The following is an 18,128-nucleotide window of genomic DNA, read 5'->3' on the forward strand; positions in this document are numbered from 1 at the left end:
ACTTCGTCCTCAGGGCGTTCTCATCTTCGGGATCGAAAGTCGTTGGCATGAGCAGCGATGAGACGTTCCGCGACCCGAGCAGGGATCACCAGCAGCCCATTTCCATGGGTGACGGTTCCACGGTGTGGCCGTCCGGCAGCTATCAGGGGGAGCGGGGGGGCTCCGGTGTGGATCCGGCGTGGCCCGCGCCCGATCCGCGGCACCGGGCGCCCGAGCCCGTCGCGTATGCCCATCCGCAGCCCGAGACCGCCGTCGGCGGCGGGGCCACGCCGCCCCCCGCCGGGTGGGGCGCCGGCACCGTCTTCGCCGAGCCGGGCGCAGGCGCAACCGCCCCCGCGGCCGGAGGCCGCGCGCGGCACCGGGCCGGGCGGCCCGTCATGATGCTCGCCGCCGTCGCGCTCGTCGCCGCGCTCGCCGGCGGAGGCGCCGCCACCCTCGTCAACCAGTGGGACGACAGCGCCTCCGGCACCGTCGGCAGCTCCGGGAGTGTCAGCGGTTCCCCCGTCTCCACCAGCGGCTCCAACGCCGTCTCCGCCGTCGCCAGCGCCGTCAGCCCCAGCGTCGTCGAGATCAAGGCGACCCTGCAGGGCGGTCAGGCCACCGGCTCCGGCGTGATCATCAGCGAGGACGGCGAGATCGTCACCAACAACCACGTCATCTCCGGCGCCCAGCAGATCACCGTCCAGTTCAACGACGGCTCCACCGCCGAGGCCGAGGTCGTCGGCACCAACGCCGACAACGACATCGCCCTGATCAAGGTCAGCGGCAAGAGCGGGCTGAAGGCCGCCGCCCTCGGCGACTCCGACAAGGCCAAGGTCGGGGACGAGGTCGTCGCCATCGGCTCCCCCGAGGGCCTCACCGGCACGGTGACCAGCGGCATCATCTCCGCCAAGGACCGCGACGTCACCGTCCAGAAGGACCAGGACCAGAGCCAGCAGCAGTCCCAGGGCCAGTGGCCCTTCGGCTTCGGCGGCCAGGAGTACAACGGCAGCCTCGGCTCCGGCGAGACCACGACGTACAAGGCCCTGCAGACGGACGCCTCCATCAACCCGGGCAACTCCGGCGGTCCGCTGGTCAACATGAACGGCGAGGTCATCGCGATCAACTCCGCGATGTACTCCTCCTCCAACAGCAGCGACGCGGGCAGCGTGGGCCTCGGCTTCGCGATCCCCGTCAACGACGTCAAGAAGATCGTCGACGACCTGCGGAACAATTGACCCCGTGACCGAACAGTCCCGCATTCTGATCGTCGACGACGAGCCCGCCGTCCGCGAGGCCCTGCAGCGCAGCCTCTCCTTCGAGGGGTACGCCACGGAGCTCGCGGTCGACGGGCTCGACGCGATGGACAAGGCCGCCGCGTACCAGCCCGATCTCATCGTGCTGGACGTCCTCATGCCCCGGATGGACGGTCTGACGGCTGCCCGGCGGCTGCGCGCGACGGGCGTCCGCACGCCCATCCTCATGCTCACCGCCCGCGACACCGTCGGCGACCGGGTCACCGGGCTCGACGCGGGCGCGGACGACTACCTCGTCAAGCCCTTCGAGCTGGACGAGCTCTTCGCCCGGATCCGGGCGCTGCTGCGGCGCTCGTCGTACGCGGTGCCCGACGGTGAGGCCCCGGACGACGGCGAGGTGCTCGAGTTCGGCGATCTGCGGATGGACCTCGCGACGCGCGAGGTCACCCGGGGCGGGCGCGTCATCGATCTGACGCGGACCGAGTTCACGCTGCTCGAGCTGTTCCTGTCGCATCCGCGGCAGGTGCTCACGCGTGAGCAGATCCTGAAATCCGTGTGGGGCTTCGACTTCGAGCCCTCGTCGAACTCCCTGGACGTGTACGTGATGTATCTGCGCCGCAAGACGGAGGGCGGCGGGGCGCCGCGCCTCGTGCACACGGTGCGGGGTGTGGGGTACGTCCTGCGCGCCGCGGACGGCGGCACGCGGTGACCAGACGCTTCCGCTCGCTGCCCCTGCGGTCGCGGCTCGCCCTGCTGACCGCGTGCGCGGTGGCGGTCGCGGTGGCGGTGGTGTCCCTGGCATGCTGGGTGATCGTCCGCGACCGGCTGATCAGCCAGGTGGACGACTCGCTCCGGCGGGCGGGTTCCGGTGCGCAGGACATCCGGATCCCCCAGCGACTGGTGTGCCGCAGCGAGCCCGCGGAGGATCCGTTCGGACTGCCCGCCCAGGCCGCGGGGCCGGTGGACGGGACGGCGCAGCAGCTGGTGCTGGGCAACGGCAAGCGGTGCCTGCTGTCCGGTGAAGGGATCTTTACGGCGACCAAGACGGATACGGACGTCGCCGCTTCGGGCGGTGACCCGGCCGCTCCCCCGGGTGAACAGGCATGGGCCCTGCACACGATCACCTCGGACGGCACCAAGCTCCGGGTCTACACCCAGGCCACCGGCCAGATCGTCGACAGTGCCGACCCCGAGCTGGACGGCCAGCCCATCGCGTACTCCGTGTCCCGGCCGCTCACCGACACCCTGGACGCCCTGTCCAACCTCGCCTGGCTCCTCACCGCCGTCGCCGGCGCCGGCGTCCTCGTCGCGGGGGCCGCGGGCCTGACCGTCGCCCGCGCGGGCCTGCGCCCCGTCGACCGGCTCACCGACACCGTGGAGCACATCGCGCAGACCGAGGACCTCTCCGTCCGGATCCCCGTCGAGGGCGACGACGAGATCGCCCGCCTGTCGCGGTCGTTCAACGCCATGACGGAGTCCCTCGCCTCCTCACGCGACCGCCAGCAGCAGCTCGTCGCCGACGCCGGGCACGAGCTGCGCACGCCGCTGACCAGCCTCCGTACGAACATCGAACTCCTCGCCCGCAGCGAGGAGTCCGGTCGCCCCATCCCGCCCGACGACCGCAGGGAGCTGCTCGCGTCCGTCAAGGCGCAGATGACCGAGCTCGCCGCGCTCATCGGCGATCTGCAGGAGCTGTCGCGGCCGGACGCCGATCCCGACCGCGGGCCGCTGCAGGTCGTCGGCCTGCACGACATCGCGGAGCGCGCCGTGGTGCGCGCCCGGTTGCGCGGTGCCGGGATAGAGATCGCCATGGACCTCGCGCCCTGGTTCGTACGGGCGGAGCCGGCGTCGCTGGAGCGGGCGCTGGTGAACCTGCTCGACAACGCGGTGAAGTTCTCGCCGCCCGGCGCCGCCGTCGACGTGCGGCTGAAGGACGGCGAGCTCACCGTGCGCGACCACGGCCCCGGTATCCCGCCGGACGAGCTGCCGCACGTCTTCGAGCGCTTCTGGCGCTCCCCGGGCGCCCGCAGCCTGCCGGGATCGGGGCTGGGGCTGTCGATCGTGGCGCGGACCGTGCAGCAGTCCGGCGGCACCGTGCATCTGACACCCGCCGAAGGCGGCGGCACCCTGGCCGTGCTGCGGCTGCCGGGCGCCGCGACGCCGCCGCCGGACACGGCGGCCACCGCGGGCGAATTGCCCCAGACGGGTGAGGGTCCCGCGGCGGGCTGACGCCGGACGGTATCCGTGGGGCCATGCGAGTCCTCACCACCCTCACCGCCGCCGCGGCCGCCGTGCTCACCCTCGCCGGCCCGGCGGCCGCCGCCGGCCAGCCGCCCGTACCGGGCCCGGGAGAGCATCCGGCGGCGATGCCGATGCCGCTGCCGGAGCCGGCCGTCCTGCCGGTGACGCCCCGGCCCGTACTCCCGGAGCCCGCGCCCGCGAGCCCGCCGCGCCCGGACTGGGCGATGGTCCTGCCGTCGCAGGACCGCCCCGGCTCCCATCTGCTGCTCCTCGCCCAGCCCACGGGGCGCGGCCCGCTGGACGCCGCGTACCTCGTCTGCAGCCCGCCCGGCGGCAACCACCCCGAGCCCCGGTCCGCGTGCAAGACGCTGCAGCAGGCCGGCGGGCGGTTCGAGGAGCTGAAGCCGGCCGACGGCTTCTGCACCAAGGAGTACGCCCCGGTGCGCGTGTACGCGTTCGGGCACTGGAAGGACGAGCCGGTCGCGTACGTCTCCAAGCTCTACGGCAACCGCTGCGAGGCGAACCTGGCGACGGGCCACGTCTTCGACTTCTGAGTCCTGATACGGCGAAAGGGGTCCGGGGCAGCGCGCCCCGGACCCCTTTCGCGTACGGACTACTTGACGACGTTCACCCGGTCCGCCGCAGGTGCCTGCAGCGGGCTGGTCGCCGAGGAGTTGGCGGCCAGGTACCTCTCGAAGGCCACCAGGTCGTCCGCGCCGACCAGCGGGTTCGCGCCCTTGGCCAGCTCTCCGAAGCCGTCGCCGCCGCCCGTGAGGAAGGAGTTGGCCGCGACCCGGTAGGTCGCGGTCAGGTCCAGCGGGGCGCCGGCCACGCGGACGGAGTCGGCGACGATCCGGTCCGCGCCGGTCTTCGTCAGGTCCAGCGTGTACGTCAGACCCGCCGGCTGCAGGATCTTCGGCGAGGCCAGGTTGACGCCGCTGACCTGCTGCTGCAGCACGGTGAGCAGCTGGGCCCCGGTGAGGCCGACGACGTTCACGGTGTTGGCGAACGGCTGGACGGCGAACGCCTCGCCGTAGGTCACCACGCCGTCGCCCTCGCCGTTGACGGACGACACGTAGTCGAGGTCGTCGCGGATGCCGCCCGGGTTCATCAGCGCCACGGACGTGCCCGGGTCCACCGACCTGGCGTACGTCAGCTGGGCGTCGGCGATCAGGTTGCCCAGCGGGGAGTCGTCGGGACCGTCGGCGGGGCCGATGTCCGTGCCGATCCAGCCGATCGGGCGGTTGGCGATGGGGGCGGCGATGCTCTTGTACCGGTTGATCAGCGTGGTCATGTCCGCCGCGGCGTTCGTGCGGTACACCACGTGGTTGGCGGACTCCACCGACGTACGGACGATGTCGCCGCTGCGGCGGTCGTACGTGAGCGTGGTGTCGGTGTACAGCCGGCCGAACGAGGCGGCGGAGGTCACCGTGCGCGGGTTGCCCTCGGGGTCCGGGATGGTGCACGCGTACGCGGTGTGGGTGTGGCCGGTGACCAGCGCGTCGACCTTGGCGGTGACGCCCTTGGCGATGTCGACGATCGGGCCGGAGATGCCGGAGCCGGCGCCGGCGGCGTCGCAGTCGTAGTTGTACGCGCCCGAGGCCGGGAGACCACCCTCGTGGATCAGGGCGACGATCGACTTCACGCCCTGGCGCTGCAGCTTCGCGGCGTAGTGGTTGATCGTCTTGATCTCGTCGTGGAACGTCAGGCCCCTGATGCCGTCCGCGGTGACGATGTTCGGCGTGCCCTCCAGGGTGACGCCGATGAAGCCGATCTTGACGCCGTCCTTCTCCCACACGTAGGTGGGGTCGAGGATCGGCTTCCCGGTGCTGTCGTCGGTGACGTTGGCGGCGAGGAACGGGAATTCGGCGCCCTCGAAGGTGCGGCCCTCGGCGTAGCAGCCGTCCTTCGGGTGGCAGCCGCCGTCCTGCATGCGCTGCAGCTCGGCGCGGCCCTCGTCGAACTCGTGGTTGCCGACGCCGGTGACGTCCAGGCCGAGGCCGTTCATGGCCTCGATCGTCGGCTCGTCGTGGAACAGCGCCGAGGTGATCGGGCTGGCGCCGATGAGGTCGCCGGCCGCCGCGGTGATCGAAAGCGGGTGACCCGAGCGGGCCGTGCGCAGTGAGTCGGCGAGGTACTCGACGCCGCCGACGCCGTTGATCGTCTTCACGCTGCCGTCGGGCTGCAGCTCGGTCAGCCGGGCGGAGGAGCCGGTCGGCGGCTCGAGGTTGCCGTGGAAGTCGTTGAACGACAGGAGTTGTACGTCGACCGTGCGGCTGCCGCCGCCCGCGGCGGTCCGCACCTCGGCGCCGGCGGGCTGGGCCGCCCCGATCAAACCGGCGGTCGTGGCCAGCAGGGCCACCCCGCCCACAAAGGTCCGAACCCTCATGCACTCTCCCCAAGTGTGTACGCATCGGGCCGTCAGGATGCGAGGCAGCCTAGGGTCAACGCGCGTAGCGTGTCACGAAGGTCGAGTGAAATGTGCCTGAAGTGTGTTCTGCGGAGGGCCGACTTCCACGGATCGGGACTCCGGCAGTGGGCCTGAGTCCCGCACCGGGGCCGACAGGCCCTAGCATTCGCAGCATGAGTGACTCCCGGGCCGCCTTGTCACATTCCTCCCGCCGGGTCGAGTTCCACGACGAACTCACGCCCTCCCAGGTGTACGCGGTGCTGGGGCTGCTGGACGCGGCCGTACGGACCGACGGGCAGCAGGCCGTGTCCGAGCAGGGGCGGCTGCAGCTGCGCGGCGGGCGCAGGCCCGGCGTAAGACATCTGCTGCTGCACGAGCGCGCGGCGCTCGCGGGCTACGCCCAACTGGAGGACAACGACCCGGTGGAGGCCCCCGCGGCCGAGCTGGTCGTGCATCCGGCGTACCGCCGGCACGGGCACGGGCGGGCGCTGGCCGAGGCGCTGCTCCAGGAGTCGGGGCACCGGCTGCGGGTGTGGGCGCACGGGGGGCATCCCGCGGCGCGGCATCTCGCCCGGCTGATGGGGCTCACGCTCTTCCGCGAACTGCGGCAGCTGCGGCGTCCGCTGACGGATCTCGAGCTGCCGGACCCGGTGTTCGCGCCGGGGGTGACGGTGCGGACGTTCCGCCCCGGGGCGGATGACACGGCGTGGCTCGCGCTCAACGCCGCCGCGTTCGCGCACCACCCGGAGCAGGGGTCGCTCACGCAGCGCGACCTCGACGACCGCAAGGGTGAACCGTGGTTCGATCCGCGGGGGTTCTTCCTCGCGGAGCGGGAGGGCACGCTCGTCGGCTTCCACTGGACGAAGGTCCACAGTGCGGAGCGGCTCGGTGAGGTGTACGTCCTGGGGGTCGATCCGGCCGCGCAGGGCGGGGGGCTGGGCAAGGCGCTCACGACGGTGGGGCTGCGGTACCTCGCGGAGGAGCGGGCGATGCCGACAGCGATGCTGTACGTCGACGCGGACAACGTGGCGGCGGTCACGGTGTACGAGCGTCTCGGCTTTTCCACGCACGAGACGGATCTGATGTATCGCACGGAGGGGTGAGCGGGTCTCTCTTTTTTCCCGGGGGCTCCGCCCCCGGACCCCCGTTGGGCGGCTGGTCACGGGCGGCGCGGACGCTGCGGTCCGGCTGCGCCCACCCGTGCCGCCCTGCGGCACGACTGCCCGCAGCCTTGGCGGTCCGGCTTGGCGTTCCGCGGCCTCCGCGTTCCGCGGTGGTTATGCCGCCTGGAGTACCGCCAGGGCCGCGTCCACCAGGTCGCGGTCGCGGTCTTGTGTGAGGCGGAGCCGGGCCATGGGGGCGGGGAGCCAGATGAGGTGGTCGACCTCGGGGTTCGGGGTGAACGTGCCTGTCAGGGCTTCCGCCTCCCAGTACACGACCACCTTCGGGCGGCCGCCCACCTCGTAGTACGCGGACGGCAGCCGGATGCCCGGTGAGCAGCGGTAGCCGGTCTCCTCCTCCACCTCGCGCAGGGCGCCCGCCAGCGCCTCCTCGCCCTCCTTGAGCTTGCCCTTCGGGTGCGACCAGTCGTCGTACCGGGGGCGGTGGACGAGCGCGATCTCGATCTGCCCGTCCACGGGCCCGTGCCGCCAGAGCACACAGCCGGCGGCCCGCACGGGTTCCTGGTTCGTCGTCATGCCGTGCTCCTCTCCCACAGCCGGCCGAAGGTGAAACGCGCCGCCTCCACCTCGTGCCGCTGATCGGCGTGCAGCACCCCCAGCGCGTACGCCGTGGTGGGCGTGATGCGCGGGGTGTGCGCGGCGCTCGCGGCCGCCTCGGCCGCCTGCGCGGCGTCGCGGTGGCGGTCCAGCGCCTGGCTGGCGGCGAGCAGCCGGGGCGGGGGAGCGGGGGCGAGCACCTCGTGGGCGTAGCGGACCTGGCGGAGCAGGGAGCGCACCTGCCGCCAGGGCGTGTCCTGCTCCGGCGCGGGCGCCGGGTCGAGGCCGCGGGCCAGCGCCTCGGCGTTGTACGGATGACCGGCCCGCTGCAGCGGCAGCCGGGCCACCGCGTCCGCCAGCTGCTGCTGCGCCCGCTCCACGGCCGCCCGCAGCACCTCCGGCGAGGCGTCGCCCTCGAGCGGCGCCTCGGACGCCAGCAGCGCCACCGCGTCCACCGCGGCGTGGAAGCGTTCGGAGCCCATCGCGTCGAGCGCCGCGGTGTGCGCCCGGCTGCGGGCCAGCCCCAGCCGCCGCTGCAGCAGCGCCGCGGCGCGCGCGGCGCCGACGGCACGGGCGGGAGGGGAGTCACCGTCCTCGTCCGGCCCGGTGAGCCGGTGCAGCCCGGCCAGCAGCCGCTCCAGCCGCGCGGCGTACACGTGCTCGAGCACCAGCAGCCCGGAGAACCACTGCAGCTCGCCCCGCACCCGTTTCGCCCACTCCTCGTCGGTCAGCGCCTCGTGCGCTGCGAGCGTGGCGCAGATCCGCCGTGCGGACCGGCGTACCAGCCAGGCCGCCTCCGCGGCGGCGAGGCCGCCGGCCGTCTCCGGTCCGCGCAGCCCGCGCAGCAGATCGGTCGCCCGGTCGCTCAGATACGCCGCGAGCAGCGTGCCCGCCCCGCCCCGTACCGGCCGCGCCGCTCCCGGCCGGGCGGCCGGCTCACCCGGTACCACGCCGGCGCCTCCGGGCGTCGATGAGCATCTCCTGGACGTTCGGCAGCCGCTGCCCCTCGGCGTCGAGGTTGTGGCGCTGCCAGTTGCCGTCGGGGCCGAGGTGCCAGGAGTCGACCGTCTCGGACACCCCGGTGTCCAGCAGCCGTACCAGGGAGGCCCGGTGGGACGGGTCGGTGACCCGGACCAGGGCCTCGATCCGGCGGTCGAGGTTGCGGTGCATCATGTCGGCGCTGCCGATCCACACCTCCGGCTCGCCGCCGTTCTCGAAGATGAAGACCCGCGAGTGCTCCAGGAACCGGCCCAGCACGCTGCGCACCCGGATGTTCTCCGACAGGCCCTCGACGCCGGGCCGTACGGCGCAGATGCCGCGCACCCAGATGTCGACGCTCACCCCGGCCTGGGAGGCGCGGTAGAGCGCGTCGATGGTCGCCTCGTCCACCAGCGAGTTGATCTTGAAGCGGACATGGGCCGGGCGGCCCGCCCGGGCGTTCGCGGCCTCCTTGTTGATCCGCTGGACCAGTCCGTCGCGCAGCGAGGTGGGCGCCACCAGCAGCCGGCGGTAGGACTCGCGGCGGGAGTAGCCGGAGAGCCGGTTGAACAGGTCGGACAGGTCCGCGCCGACCTGCGGGTCGGCCGTGAGCACGCCGATGTCCTCGTACAGCCGGGCGGTCTTCGGGTGGTAGTTGCCGGTGCCGACGTGGCTGTAGCGGCGCAGGGTCTCGCCCTCCTGCCGTACCACCAGCGACAGCTTGCAGTGGGTCTTCAGCCCCACCAGCCCGTACACCACATGGCAGCCCGCCTGCTCCAGCTTGCGCGCCCACTTGATGTTGGCCTGCTCGTCGAAGCGGGCCTTGATCTCGACCAGCACCAGCACCTGCTTGCCGCTCTCGGCGGCGTCGATCAGCGCGTCGACGATGGGCGAGTCGCCGGAGGTCCGGTACAGCGTCTGCTTGATGGCGAGCACGTCCGGATCGGCCGCGGCCTGCTCCAGGAACGCCTGCACGGAGGTGGAGAACGAGTCGTACGGGTGGTGCAGCAGCACGTCGCGGCGGCGCAGCGCGTCGAAGATGTCGGGTGCCTGCGCGGACTCCACCTCGGCGAGGTCGCGGTGCACGCCGCCGACGAACTTCTTGTACCGCAGCTCCGGCCGGTCCTGGGAGGCGATGCCGAACAGGCCCGTCAGGTCCAGCGGACCGGGCAGCGGGTAGACCTCGGCCTCGGAGATCTTCAGCTCGCGGACCAGCAGGTCCAGTACGTACGGGTCGATGGACTCCTCGACCTCCAGGCGCACCGGCGGGCCGAAGCGGCGCCGCATGAGCTCCTTCTCCAGTGCCTTCAGGAGGTTCTCGGCGTCGTCCTCCTCGACCTCCAGGTCCTCGTTGCGGGTGACCCGGAAGGCGTGGTGGGCGAGCACCTCCATGCCCGGGAAGAGCTCCTCCAGATGCGCCGCGATCACGTCCTCCAGCGGCACGAAGCGCTGGACGCCGCCGTGGTTGCCGACCTCCAGGAAGCGGGACAGCAGCGGCGGCACCTTCACCCGCGCGAAGTGCTCGTGGCCGGTGACGGGGTTGCGGACCACCACGGCGAGGTTGAGGGAGAGCCCGGATATGTACGGGAAGGGGTGCGCGGGGTCCACGGCCAGCGGAGTGAGCACGGGGAAGATCTGCTGGCGGAACAGGGTGAACAGGCGCGCCTGCTCCTTGTCGGTGAGCTCGTGCCACCGGATCAGGTGGATGCCCTCGTCGGCGAGCGCCGGGGCGACGTCCTGCTGGTAGCAGGCGGCGTGCCGGGCCATCAGCTCGCGCGAGCGGGTCCAGATCAGCTCCAGCACCTCGCGCGGCTGCAGCCCGCTGGCGCTGCGGGTCGCCACGCCCGTGGCGATGCGGCGCTTCAGGCCGGCGACGCGGACCATGAAGAACTCGTCCAGGTTGCTGGCGAAGATGGCCAGGAAGTTCGCCCGTTCGAGCAGCGGGGTGGCCGGGTCCTCGGCCAGCTCCAGCACCCGCTCGTTGAACGCCAGCCAGCTGCGCTCGCGGTCCAGGAAGCGGCCCTGGGGCAGCTCCTCGCCCTCGGTCTGGTCGACGTAGTCGTCGGCGTCCGCGTCCAGGTCCGGTTCCAGCTCCAGCTCTCCCACGACCGCGGCGGCGACCGCGTGCGGCCGGTGCGCGGCGAGGGAGCCGACGGAGGGCTGCGCGGCGGAGTTCGCGCCGTTGGAGGATGCGGACTCGGCGGTGAAGGCGGGATCTTCCATACCCCCATTGTTCCGCGCCTCATCCGGTTCAGGCACGGCGGCGGGTGCTCCGGCGGGGGGTTCGGGGCCGCGCGCGCCCGGCGGATCGGGAACAGCGGCGAGGGGTGCGGTGGGGCGCTGCATTCGCTCAGGCTCGCAAGCGAGTCTTAACCAGCGGTAACGGCGGGGTGGCGGTGAGGCGTCGTGCGGCTTCGGGCGATCTCGTACGGGGCGGTAGTTGAGCGTCGTACGGATTCGGGGTGCGGGGGTGGCGTGCTGCGGGGGCGGGCGTGGAACGCGGCGGAGGGCGGGCCTCCGCGGGCGTGACGCACGTCTCCGGTCCTAGGGCCCGGATACGGCGAAAGTCCGTGGCGGTGGAGGATCCCGCCGACGTAAGCTGCGCAAGCCTGCTTCACCAGTTACATCAGTCCGGGGGTCGCCCATGTCCATCACCCGCCTCAGACGCGCCGCCCGCGAGACCGTCAGCGGGCTCCCCCGCGAGTTCTGGTGGCTGTGGACCTCCACCCTGGTCAACCGCCTCGGCGCCTTCGTCGCCACGTTCATGGCCCTGTACCTGACCATGGAGCGCGGCTACTCCGCCTCGTACGCCGGTCTCGTCGTCGCCCTGCACGGGCTCGGCGGCGTGCTGGGCTCGATCGGCGGCGGTGTGCTCGCCGACCGGCTGGGACGGCGGCCCACCCTGATGCTCGCGCAGGCGTCGACCGCCGGGACCGTGGCGCTGCTCGGCTTCATGAACGACCCCGTGGCCATCCCCGCCGTGGCGCTGGCCGTCGGTGTCACGTCGAACGCGTCCCGTCCCGCCGTACAGGCGATGATGGCGGACATCGTGGCGCCCGAGGACCGGGTGCGGGCCTTCTCCCTGAACTACTGGGCCATCAACCTCGGCTTCGCCGTCTCCTCGGCCGCCGCCGGCTTCATCGCCGAGTACAGCTACCGGGCGGGCTTCCTCCTCGAAGGCGCGATGACACTCGTCTGTGCCGTGCTGGTGTTCGTGAAGCTGCCCGAGTCGCGGCCCGACCGAGGTCCGGCCGCGAAGGGCGCGGGCGACGACGTCAGCCTGCGGACCGTGGCGCGCGACCGGCGCTTCATGGGCGTCGTGGGGCTGTCCTTCCTGATCTCGCTGGTCTTCTCGCAGGGCGGCATCACGCTGCCCGTGGCGATGGGCGCGGACGGCTTCTCCAGCTCCGACTTCGGTCTCGTCATCGCCGTGAACGGCGTGCTCATCGTCGCGCTGCAGATCCCCGTGACCCGGTTCATCCAGCACCGCGACCCGCGCCGGCTGCTGATCGTCTCGGCGCTGCTGGCCGGGTACGGCTTCGGGCTCACCGCCTTCGCCGGCTCGATCGCCGTGTACGCGCTGACTGTGTGCGTGTGGACCCTCGGCGAGATCATCAACGCGCCCACCCAGACGGGCCTGGTCGTCCGGCTCTCGCCGGTCCACGGCCGCGGGCGCTACCAGGGCATGTACTCCATGTCCTGGTCGGTCGCCGCCCTGGTGGCGCCGCTGCTCGGCGGCTTCGTCATCGACCGGTACGGCGCGGACTGGCTGTGGGCGGGCTGCGGTGTGGTGGGCACCGCGGCCGCGCTCGGCTACTGGCTGCTGATGCGCGGGCTGCCCGCGGACACCGGCACGGTCGCCGCGGCGGCCGGCACCGGTGCGCGCAAGGCGGAGGCCGCCGCCTAGGGCGTGTCCGGCCGGGCGCCGCGGGGGTGGGCCCGGCCGGACGGCCGGTGGTCAGACGCCGAGCGTGCGCTGGGCGTCGTACAGGTTGCGCGGGGTGACGCGGGTCGTGCCGTACAGCTCCAGCCGCGTGTCCAGGTCGCCGGTGAAGTCGGGCCGGTCGATCTGGCCGAACGGGCGCACCGGGGTGATCGCCACCGTCGCGCTGCGCGGCGCCACGTCGTCGATCCGCACGCAGCCCGCGCGCTCGTTGGTGACGGTCACGTTCCAGTGGGCGAAGCGCGCCCCGTACAGCGGGCCCGCGTCGTCGCTGCCGCCGTGGGCGCCGGTGTTGTTCACCGTGATGTCGGTACGGACGTTGGCGAACGGCAGCCCGCGGTGGGTGTCGAACGTCGCCATCTCCATCACGCCCCGCGACCAGACGTTGTGGCTGGACAGGCCCTCGACGTTGATGCCGTGCAGCCCCGAGCCGGGGACGGCGGGCGCGGTGCGGTCCTCGATCCGGAAGTCCTCGACGAGGTTGTCGTGGGACTGCTCGCGGCAGGCGTACGGATGGTGGCTGCCGCGCCCGCCGACCGAGGTGCGGCGCAGGGTGCAGGCCTTGGCGGCGACGAAGAGGAAGCCGTTGTCGACGTGCACGGTGCGCACCTGGTCCACCCAGCAGTCCCAGGCGCACTGCAGGACGACGCCGTTGTACCCCTTGTCCTGCAGATGGCGCAGCTGCGGGGTCTCGGTCATCTCGACGGTCAGCGACTCCAGTCCGGAGCCCGTGACGGGCGGGACGAGGGTGGTCAGCCGCGGCGCGAACTCCGGCCGCGCGTCCAGCGGCAGCGGCCGGTCCAGGGTCACCCGGTCGCCGTCGACGGCGGTGACGCGGACGGGCCATTCGTACGGCGGGTAGGAGAGCAGCTTGGTCTTGTTCTCCCAGTAGTACGACGAAGTCCCCGCGATGTCCCCGCACATGTGCGCCAGCAGGGCGTGGTCCGGGGTGTCGTCCAGCTGGAGCATCACCCGGTCGCCGGGGGCGAGCGCGCCCGGGTCGGCGACGGTGACCGTCCAGTCGCCCTGCCGGGCGGGCGCGGCCAGGGCGGTCAGCGTCTCGCACTGCTCGCGCCGGTTGCCGGACCAGCCCTCCAGCGGCCAGTCCTGCGCCTGGATCGCCTCGACGAGGGAGGTGAAGCGGGCGCGCGGCGCGATCCACACCAGGCCGCCGCACCAGGACCAGGCGGAGTTGGAGCCGCCGAAGCGGCTGCGGTTGATGCCGACGATCTGCTCGAGGGAGCGGGTGAAGTACAGCGTCGTCTCGCCGATGCCGTCGCCGCGTACGACGACGTTCGACCAGCCGATCTGGATGATGTCGTCGCACCGGTAGCGGCCCGCCGGGATCACCACCGTGCCGCCGCCCGCCTCGCCGACCTCCCGTATCGCGGCGTTGATGGCGGGCGCGGCGTCGGCGGAGCCGTCGGGGACGGCGCCGTAGCGCTGCACGTTGGCGCGGACCGGGGGGCTGGGGAAGGGGGTGGCGCCGTAGTCGCAGCCGGCGCGGGCGACGTAGGGGATCTGGGGGTGGGTGTAGGGCGTGGCGGCGAACTCCCGCCACAGGTCCGGGGTCTGCGCCGCGTCCGCCCGTGCCGGGGAGGCGCCGCCGAGCACCGCGGAGCCGGCCGCGAGTCCGGCGGCGTTGCCGAGGAGCCGACGCCGGGAGATGCCCGAGGGGGTGGAGTCCATGAGCCCGCCTTTCATGGATGTGAACAGCATTCACGGATGAGCCGTGGCTGAGCGTGCCATGCCACCCGGGACTCCAGGAAGACCCGTGCGCCGTTCACGTATATGCACCGCAGGGCGGAGTGAGGGCCCTGGGTCAGCCCTCGGGCTGGGTGAGGTGGCGGAACGCCTCGAGGTTGCGGGTCGACTCGCCGCGCGACGTACGCCACGCGTACTCCTTGCGGATCGCGGTGGCGAAGCCCATCTCCAGCAGGGTGTTGAAGCTGCCGTCGGCGTTCTCCAGCACCGTGCCCAGCAGCCGGTCGATCTCGTCCGGGGTGACGGCGGAGAGCGGCAGCTTGCCGACGAGATAGATGTCGCCGAGCTTGTCGACGGCGTAACCCACCCCGTACAGCCGCAGGTTGCGCTCCAGCAGCCAGCGGTGGACGCCGGCCTCGTTCTCGTCGGGGTGGCGGATGACGAAGGCGTTCACCGACAGGGAGTGCGCGCCGACGACCAGGGAGCAGGTGGTGGAGAGCTTGCGGGTGCCGGGCAGCGAGACGACGTAGCTGCCGTCCTGCGGGCTCTCCCACTCCAGGCCCGCCTCGGTGAGCGTGGCCTCGATGACCGTACGAGCGTCAGACATGCAGCGATCGTAGGCGACGGCGGTGCTCCGCCATCGCCCCCGCGTACACCTCGGCCGTGGCGGTCGCCGTCGCGTCCCAGCCGAAGCCCCGCGCGTGCCGGGCGGCGGCCTGGCCCATCCGGGCGGCCAGCGGCGTGTCGGCGGCCAGGCGATGGAGCGCCGAGGCGTAGTCGTCCGGGTCGTGACCGGGGATCAGGAAACCGCTCACGCCGTCCCGTACCGCCACGGGCAGCCCGCCGACGGCCGCCGCGACCACGGGCGTGCCGCAGGCCTGCGCCTCGATGGCGACGAGGCCGAAGGACTCCGAGTACGACGGGACCACCAGCACCGAGGCCGCCCGGAACCACTCGGCCAGCCGGTCCTGCCCCACCGGCGGCACGAACCGTACGACGTCGGAGACGCCGAGCTTCGCGGCCAGCTTCTGCAGCGCCTCGGGCTTGTCCAGCCCGCTGCCGCTGGGACCGCCGACGACGGGCACGACGAGCCGGTCGCGCAGCGCCGGGTCGCGCTCCACCAGCACGGCGGTGGCGCGCAGCAGGACGTCGGGAGCCTTCAGCGGCTGGATCCGGCCCGCGAACAGCGGGACGAACGCGTCCGCGGGCAGCCCCAGCGCGGCCCGGGCGCGCAGCCGGCCGCTGTCGACACCGCCCGCGCCCGGACGGAAGCGGTCCAGGTTCACCCCCGGATGGACCACCGCGACCTTCGCCGGATCGGCCTCGTAATGGCTGATCAGGTCGTACGCCTCGTCGTCGGTGTTGGCGATCAGCCGGTCCGCGGCGTCCACGATCTGCGACTCGCCGATCACGCGGGCCGACGGCTCGGGGATGTCGCCCTCGGCGAGCGCGGCGTTCTTGACCTTCGCCATCGTGTGCATCGTGTGCACCAGCGGGACGCCCCAGCGCTCCGCGGCCAGCCAGCCCACCTGGCCGGAGAGCCAGTAGTGGGAGTGCACCAGGTCGTAGTAGCCGGGCCGGTGCCCGGCCCACGCCTGCATCACGCCGTGCGTGAAGGCGCACAGCTGCGCGGGCAGCTCCTCCTTCTTCAGCCCCTCGTACGGACCGGCGTCCACGTGCCGCACCAGCACCCCGGGCGCCAGCTCCACCCGGGGCGGCAGGGTCCCGGTGGTGGCGCGGGTGAAGACCTCGACCTCGATGCCCTGCGCGGCGAGCCGGCGGGCCAGCTCCACGATGTAGACGTTCATCCCGCCGGCGTCGCCCGTGCCGGGCTGGTGCAGCGGGGAGGTGTGCACGGAGAGCATCGCGATCCGGCGGGGACGGCGTCCGCCGGCCGCGCCCAGCACCGAGGCCGCGAGGCGGCGCCGCTGCGGACGTGCGGGGGTGCTGCGGGTACGCAGGCTCACGGTGTGCGGCCTTCCTCGTGTGCGGCGTCGGCTGACGTGATCCCCCTCCAGGGTGGAACCGGACGCGGGGTCTTCGCATTCCCGGGGGGCCGGGGGCTTCGTGTTCCGGGGTCCGGCGCGGTCCCGGGCGCGTTCTACGCTGAGGGGCATGACGTCGTCCTCACGGCCGGTCGGCTCCATCACCCGGGGGACGACCAACCCGAACCGCCTGCGCCGGATGGACCGCTGGATCGCCGCCGTGCACGGCCCCGCCCTGCGGTCCGCCGCCGCCCCCGTGGCCGTGGACCTGGGCTACGGGGCGGCCCCGTGGACGGCCGTCGAGCTGCTGGAGCGGCTCCTTCCCGGCTGCCCCGCCGTACAGGTGGTGGGGGTGGAGATCGACCCCGCCCGCGTCGAGGCGGCCCTCCCCTACGCACGCCCCGGGCTGACCTTCGTCCGCGGCGGCTTCGAGGTACCCGTACCCGGCCGCCCGATGCTGATCCGGGCGGCGAACGTGCTGCGCCAGTACGACGAGGACGCCGTCGCCGAGGTGTGGTCGCGGCTGTGCGCGCGCCTCGCACCCGGCGGGCTGCTGGTGGAGGGCACGTGCGACGAGATCGGCCGCCGCCACGTGTGGGTGGCCCTGGACCCCTCGGGCCCGCGCACCCTCACGCTCGCCGCCCGTCTCGGCTCCCTCTCCACCCCGTCCGACCTGGCGGAACGCCTCCCCAAGGCCCTCATCCACCGCAACGTCCCCGGCGAGCCCGTCCACGCCTTCCTCCGCGACCTCGACCACGCCTGGTCCTCCGCCGCGCCCTACGCCTCGCTCGGCGCGCGCCAGCGCTGGCTGCGCGCGGTGACGTCGCTGGCGGGGGACTGGCCGCTGACGGACGGCCCCCGCCGCTGGCGGCAGGGAGAGGTGACGGTGCGATGGGAGGCGGTGGCGCCCGGGGGGCTCCGCTGAGGCGGGGGGTCCCGGGGCTCCCGCTAAGGCGTCCCTAGGGCGACGCGGAAAGCCCCGGCATGCGTGGATTACGCTCAGGGCATGGCCGACGCACCGTACAAGCTGATCCTCCTCCGCCACGGCGAGAGCGAGTGGAACGCGAAGAACCTGTTCACCGGCTGGGTGGACGTCAACCTCACCGACAAGGGCGAGAAGGAGGCGGTCCGCGGCGGCGAGCTGCTGAAGGACGCCGGGCTGCTCCCCGACGTCGTCCACACCTCCCTGCAGAAGCGTGCGATCCGCACCGCGAACCTCTCGCTCACCGCCGCCGACCGGCACTGGATCCCGGTGCACCGCTCCTGGCGGCTCAACGAGCGGCACTACGGCGCGCTGCAGGGCAAGGACAAGGCGCAGACCCTCGCGGAGTTCGGCGAGAAGCAGTTCATGGAGTGGCGCCGCTCGTACGACACCCCGCCGCCGGCCCTCGAGGACGGCACGGAGTTCTCGCAGAGCGACGACCCGCGCTACGCGGGCATCCCGGCCGAACTGCGCCCGCGCACGGAGTGCCTGAAGGACGTCGTCGCCCGGATGCTCCCGTACTGGTACGACGCGATCGTCCCCGACCTCCTCGACGGCCGCACGGTCCTGGTCGCCGCCCACGGCAACAGCCTGCGCGCCCTGGTCAAGCACCTCGACGGCATCTCGGACGAGGACATCGTCGGCCTGAACATCCCCACGGGCATCCCCCTCTACTACGAACTGGACGCCGACCTCCACCCGGTCACCAAGGGCGGCCAGTACCTCGACCCGGAGGCGGCGGCCTCGGCGATCGAGGCGGTCAAGAACCAGGGCAAGAAGTAGCCGCGTCCGCGATCAGGCCCCCGACCTGCGTGTACGGCGCGGTCCGTGCATGACGCAGCCCCGGCCCGGGAGCTCCCGGGCCGGGGCGGCGGCATGGGGGCGGGGGCCGGGGTCGGAAGAGCGTCGGGGAGGGGAAGGGGGGACCGTAT

The 18,128-nt window shown here is 72.9% G+C and carries 15 protein-coding genes; 8 read left to right on the forward strand and 7 right to left on the reverse strand.

Annotated elements, in window-relative coordinates; all coding sequences use genetic code 11:
* Positions 1 to 47: 47 nt before the first annotated feature.
* Genes AB0M28_RS19300 through AB0M28_RS19315 form a run of 4 tightly spaced genes read left to right on the forward strand, consistent with a single transcriptional unit; the run spans position 48 to position 4,030 of the window.
* Positions 48 to 1,217, forward strand: a complete 1,170-nt coding sequence (locus tag AB0M28_RS19300; protein WP_365405893.1) for a trypsin-like peptidase domain-containing protein — start codon at positions 48 to 50, stop codon at positions 1,215 to 1,217.
* Positions 1,218 to 1,221: 4 nt separating this feature from the next.
* Entirely contained in the window at positions 1,222 to 1,944 is a 723-nt protein-coding gene (locus tag AB0M28_RS19305; RefSeq protein WP_365405896.1) for a response regulator transcription factor, read from the forward strand.
* Positions 1,941 to 3,464, forward strand: a complete 1,524-nt coding sequence (locus tag AB0M28_RS19310; protein WP_365405900.1) for a HAMP domain-containing sensor histidine kinase — start codon at positions 1,941 to 1,943, stop codon at positions 3,462 to 3,464. Before AB0M28_RS19305 ends, AB0M28_RS19310 begins: the two co-directional genes overlap by 4 nt.
* Before the next feature lie 23 nt (positions 3,465 to 3,487).
* Positions 3,488 to 4,030 carry an SSI family serine proteinase inhibitor gene (locus AB0M28_RS19315; RefSeq protein WP_365405903.1) on the forward strand — a complete coding sequence of 181 codons (543 nt, stop codon included), beginning with the start codon at positions 3,488 to 3,490 and terminating at the stop codon, positions 4,028 to 4,030.
* 59 nt (positions 4,031 to 4,089) lie between these two features.
* Here AB0M28_RS19315 and AB0M28_RS19320 read toward each other — a convergent pair whose 3' ends face one another.
* A complete protein-coding gene (locus AB0M28_RS19320) occupies positions 4,090 to 5,865 on the reverse strand; it encodes a bifunctional metallophosphatase/5'-nucleotidase (protein ID WP_365405906.1) in 1,776 nt (591 codons plus the stop codon).
* Positions 5,866 to 6,059: 194 nt separating this feature from the next.
* Between AB0M28_RS19320 and mshD the strand changes: the two genes are divergently transcribed.
* Positions 6,060 to 6,989, forward strand: coding sequence for a mycothiol synthase (mshD, locus tag AB0M28_RS19325; protein ID WP_365405909.1), 930 nt, complete (start codon positions 6,060 to 6,062; stop codon positions 6,987 to 6,989).
* 174 nt (positions 6,990 to 7,163) lie between these two features.
* Here mshD and AB0M28_RS19330 read toward each other — a convergent pair whose 3' ends face one another.
* The 3 genes from AB0M28_RS19330 to AB0M28_RS19340 are packed head-to-tail and all read right to left on the reverse strand — an operon-like array spanning position 7,164 to position 10,805.
* Complete coding sequence (locus tag AB0M28_RS19330; protein WP_365405912.1) at positions 7,164 to 7,583, reverse strand: NUDIX hydrolase; 420 nt, start codon at positions 7,581 to 7,583, stop codon at positions 7,164 to 7,166.
* Positions 7,580 to 8,488: a CHAD domain-containing protein gene (locus AB0M28_RS19335; RefSeq protein WP_365405937.1), complete on the reverse strand. Its 909-nt coding sequence runs from the start codon at positions 8,486 to 8,488 to the stop codon at positions 7,580 to 7,582. Before AB0M28_RS19335 ends, AB0M28_RS19330 begins: the two co-directional genes overlap by 4 nt.
* Before the next feature lie 52 nt (positions 8,489 to 8,540).
* Positions 8,541 to 10,805, reverse strand: a complete 2,265-nt coding sequence (locus tag AB0M28_RS19340; RefSeq protein WP_365405915.1) for an RNA degradosome polyphosphate kinase — start codon at positions 10,803 to 10,805, stop codon at positions 8,541 to 8,543.
* 421 nt (positions 10,806 to 11,226) lie between these two features.
* Here AB0M28_RS19340 and AB0M28_RS19345 point away from each other — a divergent pair, with 421 nt between their 5' ends.
* The gene (locus AB0M28_RS19345; protein WP_365405918.1) at positions 11,227 to 12,489 is read left to right on the forward strand and encodes an MFS transporter; all 1,263 of its coding nucleotides are present in this window, start codon (positions 11,227 to 11,229) and stop codon (positions 12,487 to 12,489) included.
* 51 nt (positions 12,490 to 12,540) lie between these two features.
* Here AB0M28_RS19345 and AB0M28_RS19350 read toward each other — a convergent pair whose 3' ends face one another.
* The 3 genes from AB0M28_RS19350 to mshA form a co-directional block, all read right to left on the reverse strand.
* A complete protein-coding gene (locus AB0M28_RS19350) occupies positions 12,541 to 14,214 on the reverse strand; it encodes a glycosyl hydrolase family 28-related protein (RefSeq protein ID WP_365405921.1) in 1,674 nt (557 codons plus the stop codon).
* A gap of 133 nt (positions 14,215 to 14,347) precedes the next feature.
* The gene (locus AB0M28_RS19355; protein WP_365405923.1) at positions 14,348 to 14,836 is read right to left on the reverse strand and encodes a YbjN domain-containing protein; all 489 of its coding nucleotides are present in this window, start codon (positions 14,834 to 14,836) and stop codon (positions 14,348 to 14,350) included.
* Positions 14,829 to 16,136: a D-inositol-3-phosphate glycosyltransferase gene (gene mshA, locus AB0M28_RS19360; RefSeq protein ID WP_365405940.1), complete on the reverse strand. Its 1,308-nt coding sequence runs from the start codon at positions 16,134 to 16,136 to the stop codon at positions 14,829 to 14,831. The genes AB0M28_RS19355 and mshA overlap by 8 nt, the downstream gene beginning before the upstream one ends.
* 208 nt (positions 16,137 to 16,344) lie before the next feature.
* Here mshA and AB0M28_RS19365 point away from each other — a divergent pair, with 208 nt between their 5' ends.
* Together AB0M28_RS19365 and AB0M28_RS19370 are read left to right on the forward strand one after the other, a co-directional pair.
* Positions 16,345 to 17,139 carry a class I SAM-dependent methyltransferase gene (locus AB0M28_RS19365; protein WP_365405926.1) on the forward strand — a complete coding sequence of 265 codons (795 nt, stop codon included), beginning with the start codon at positions 16,345 to 16,347 and terminating at the stop codon, positions 17,137 to 17,139.
* 81 nt (positions 17,140 to 17,220) lie between these two features.
* Positions 17,221 to 17,979, forward strand: coding sequence for a phosphoglyceromutase (locus AB0M28_RS19370; protein ID WP_365405928.1), 759 nt, complete (start codon positions 17,221 to 17,223; stop codon positions 17,977 to 17,979).
* The last annotated feature ends 149 nt before the right edge of the window (positions 17,980 to 18,128 follow it).

It is taken from the genome of Streptomyces sp. NPDC051940, from assembly GCF_040680895.1.
Classification (GTDB): Bacteria; Actinomycetota; Actinomycetes; order Streptomycetales; family Streptomycetaceae; genus Streptomyces.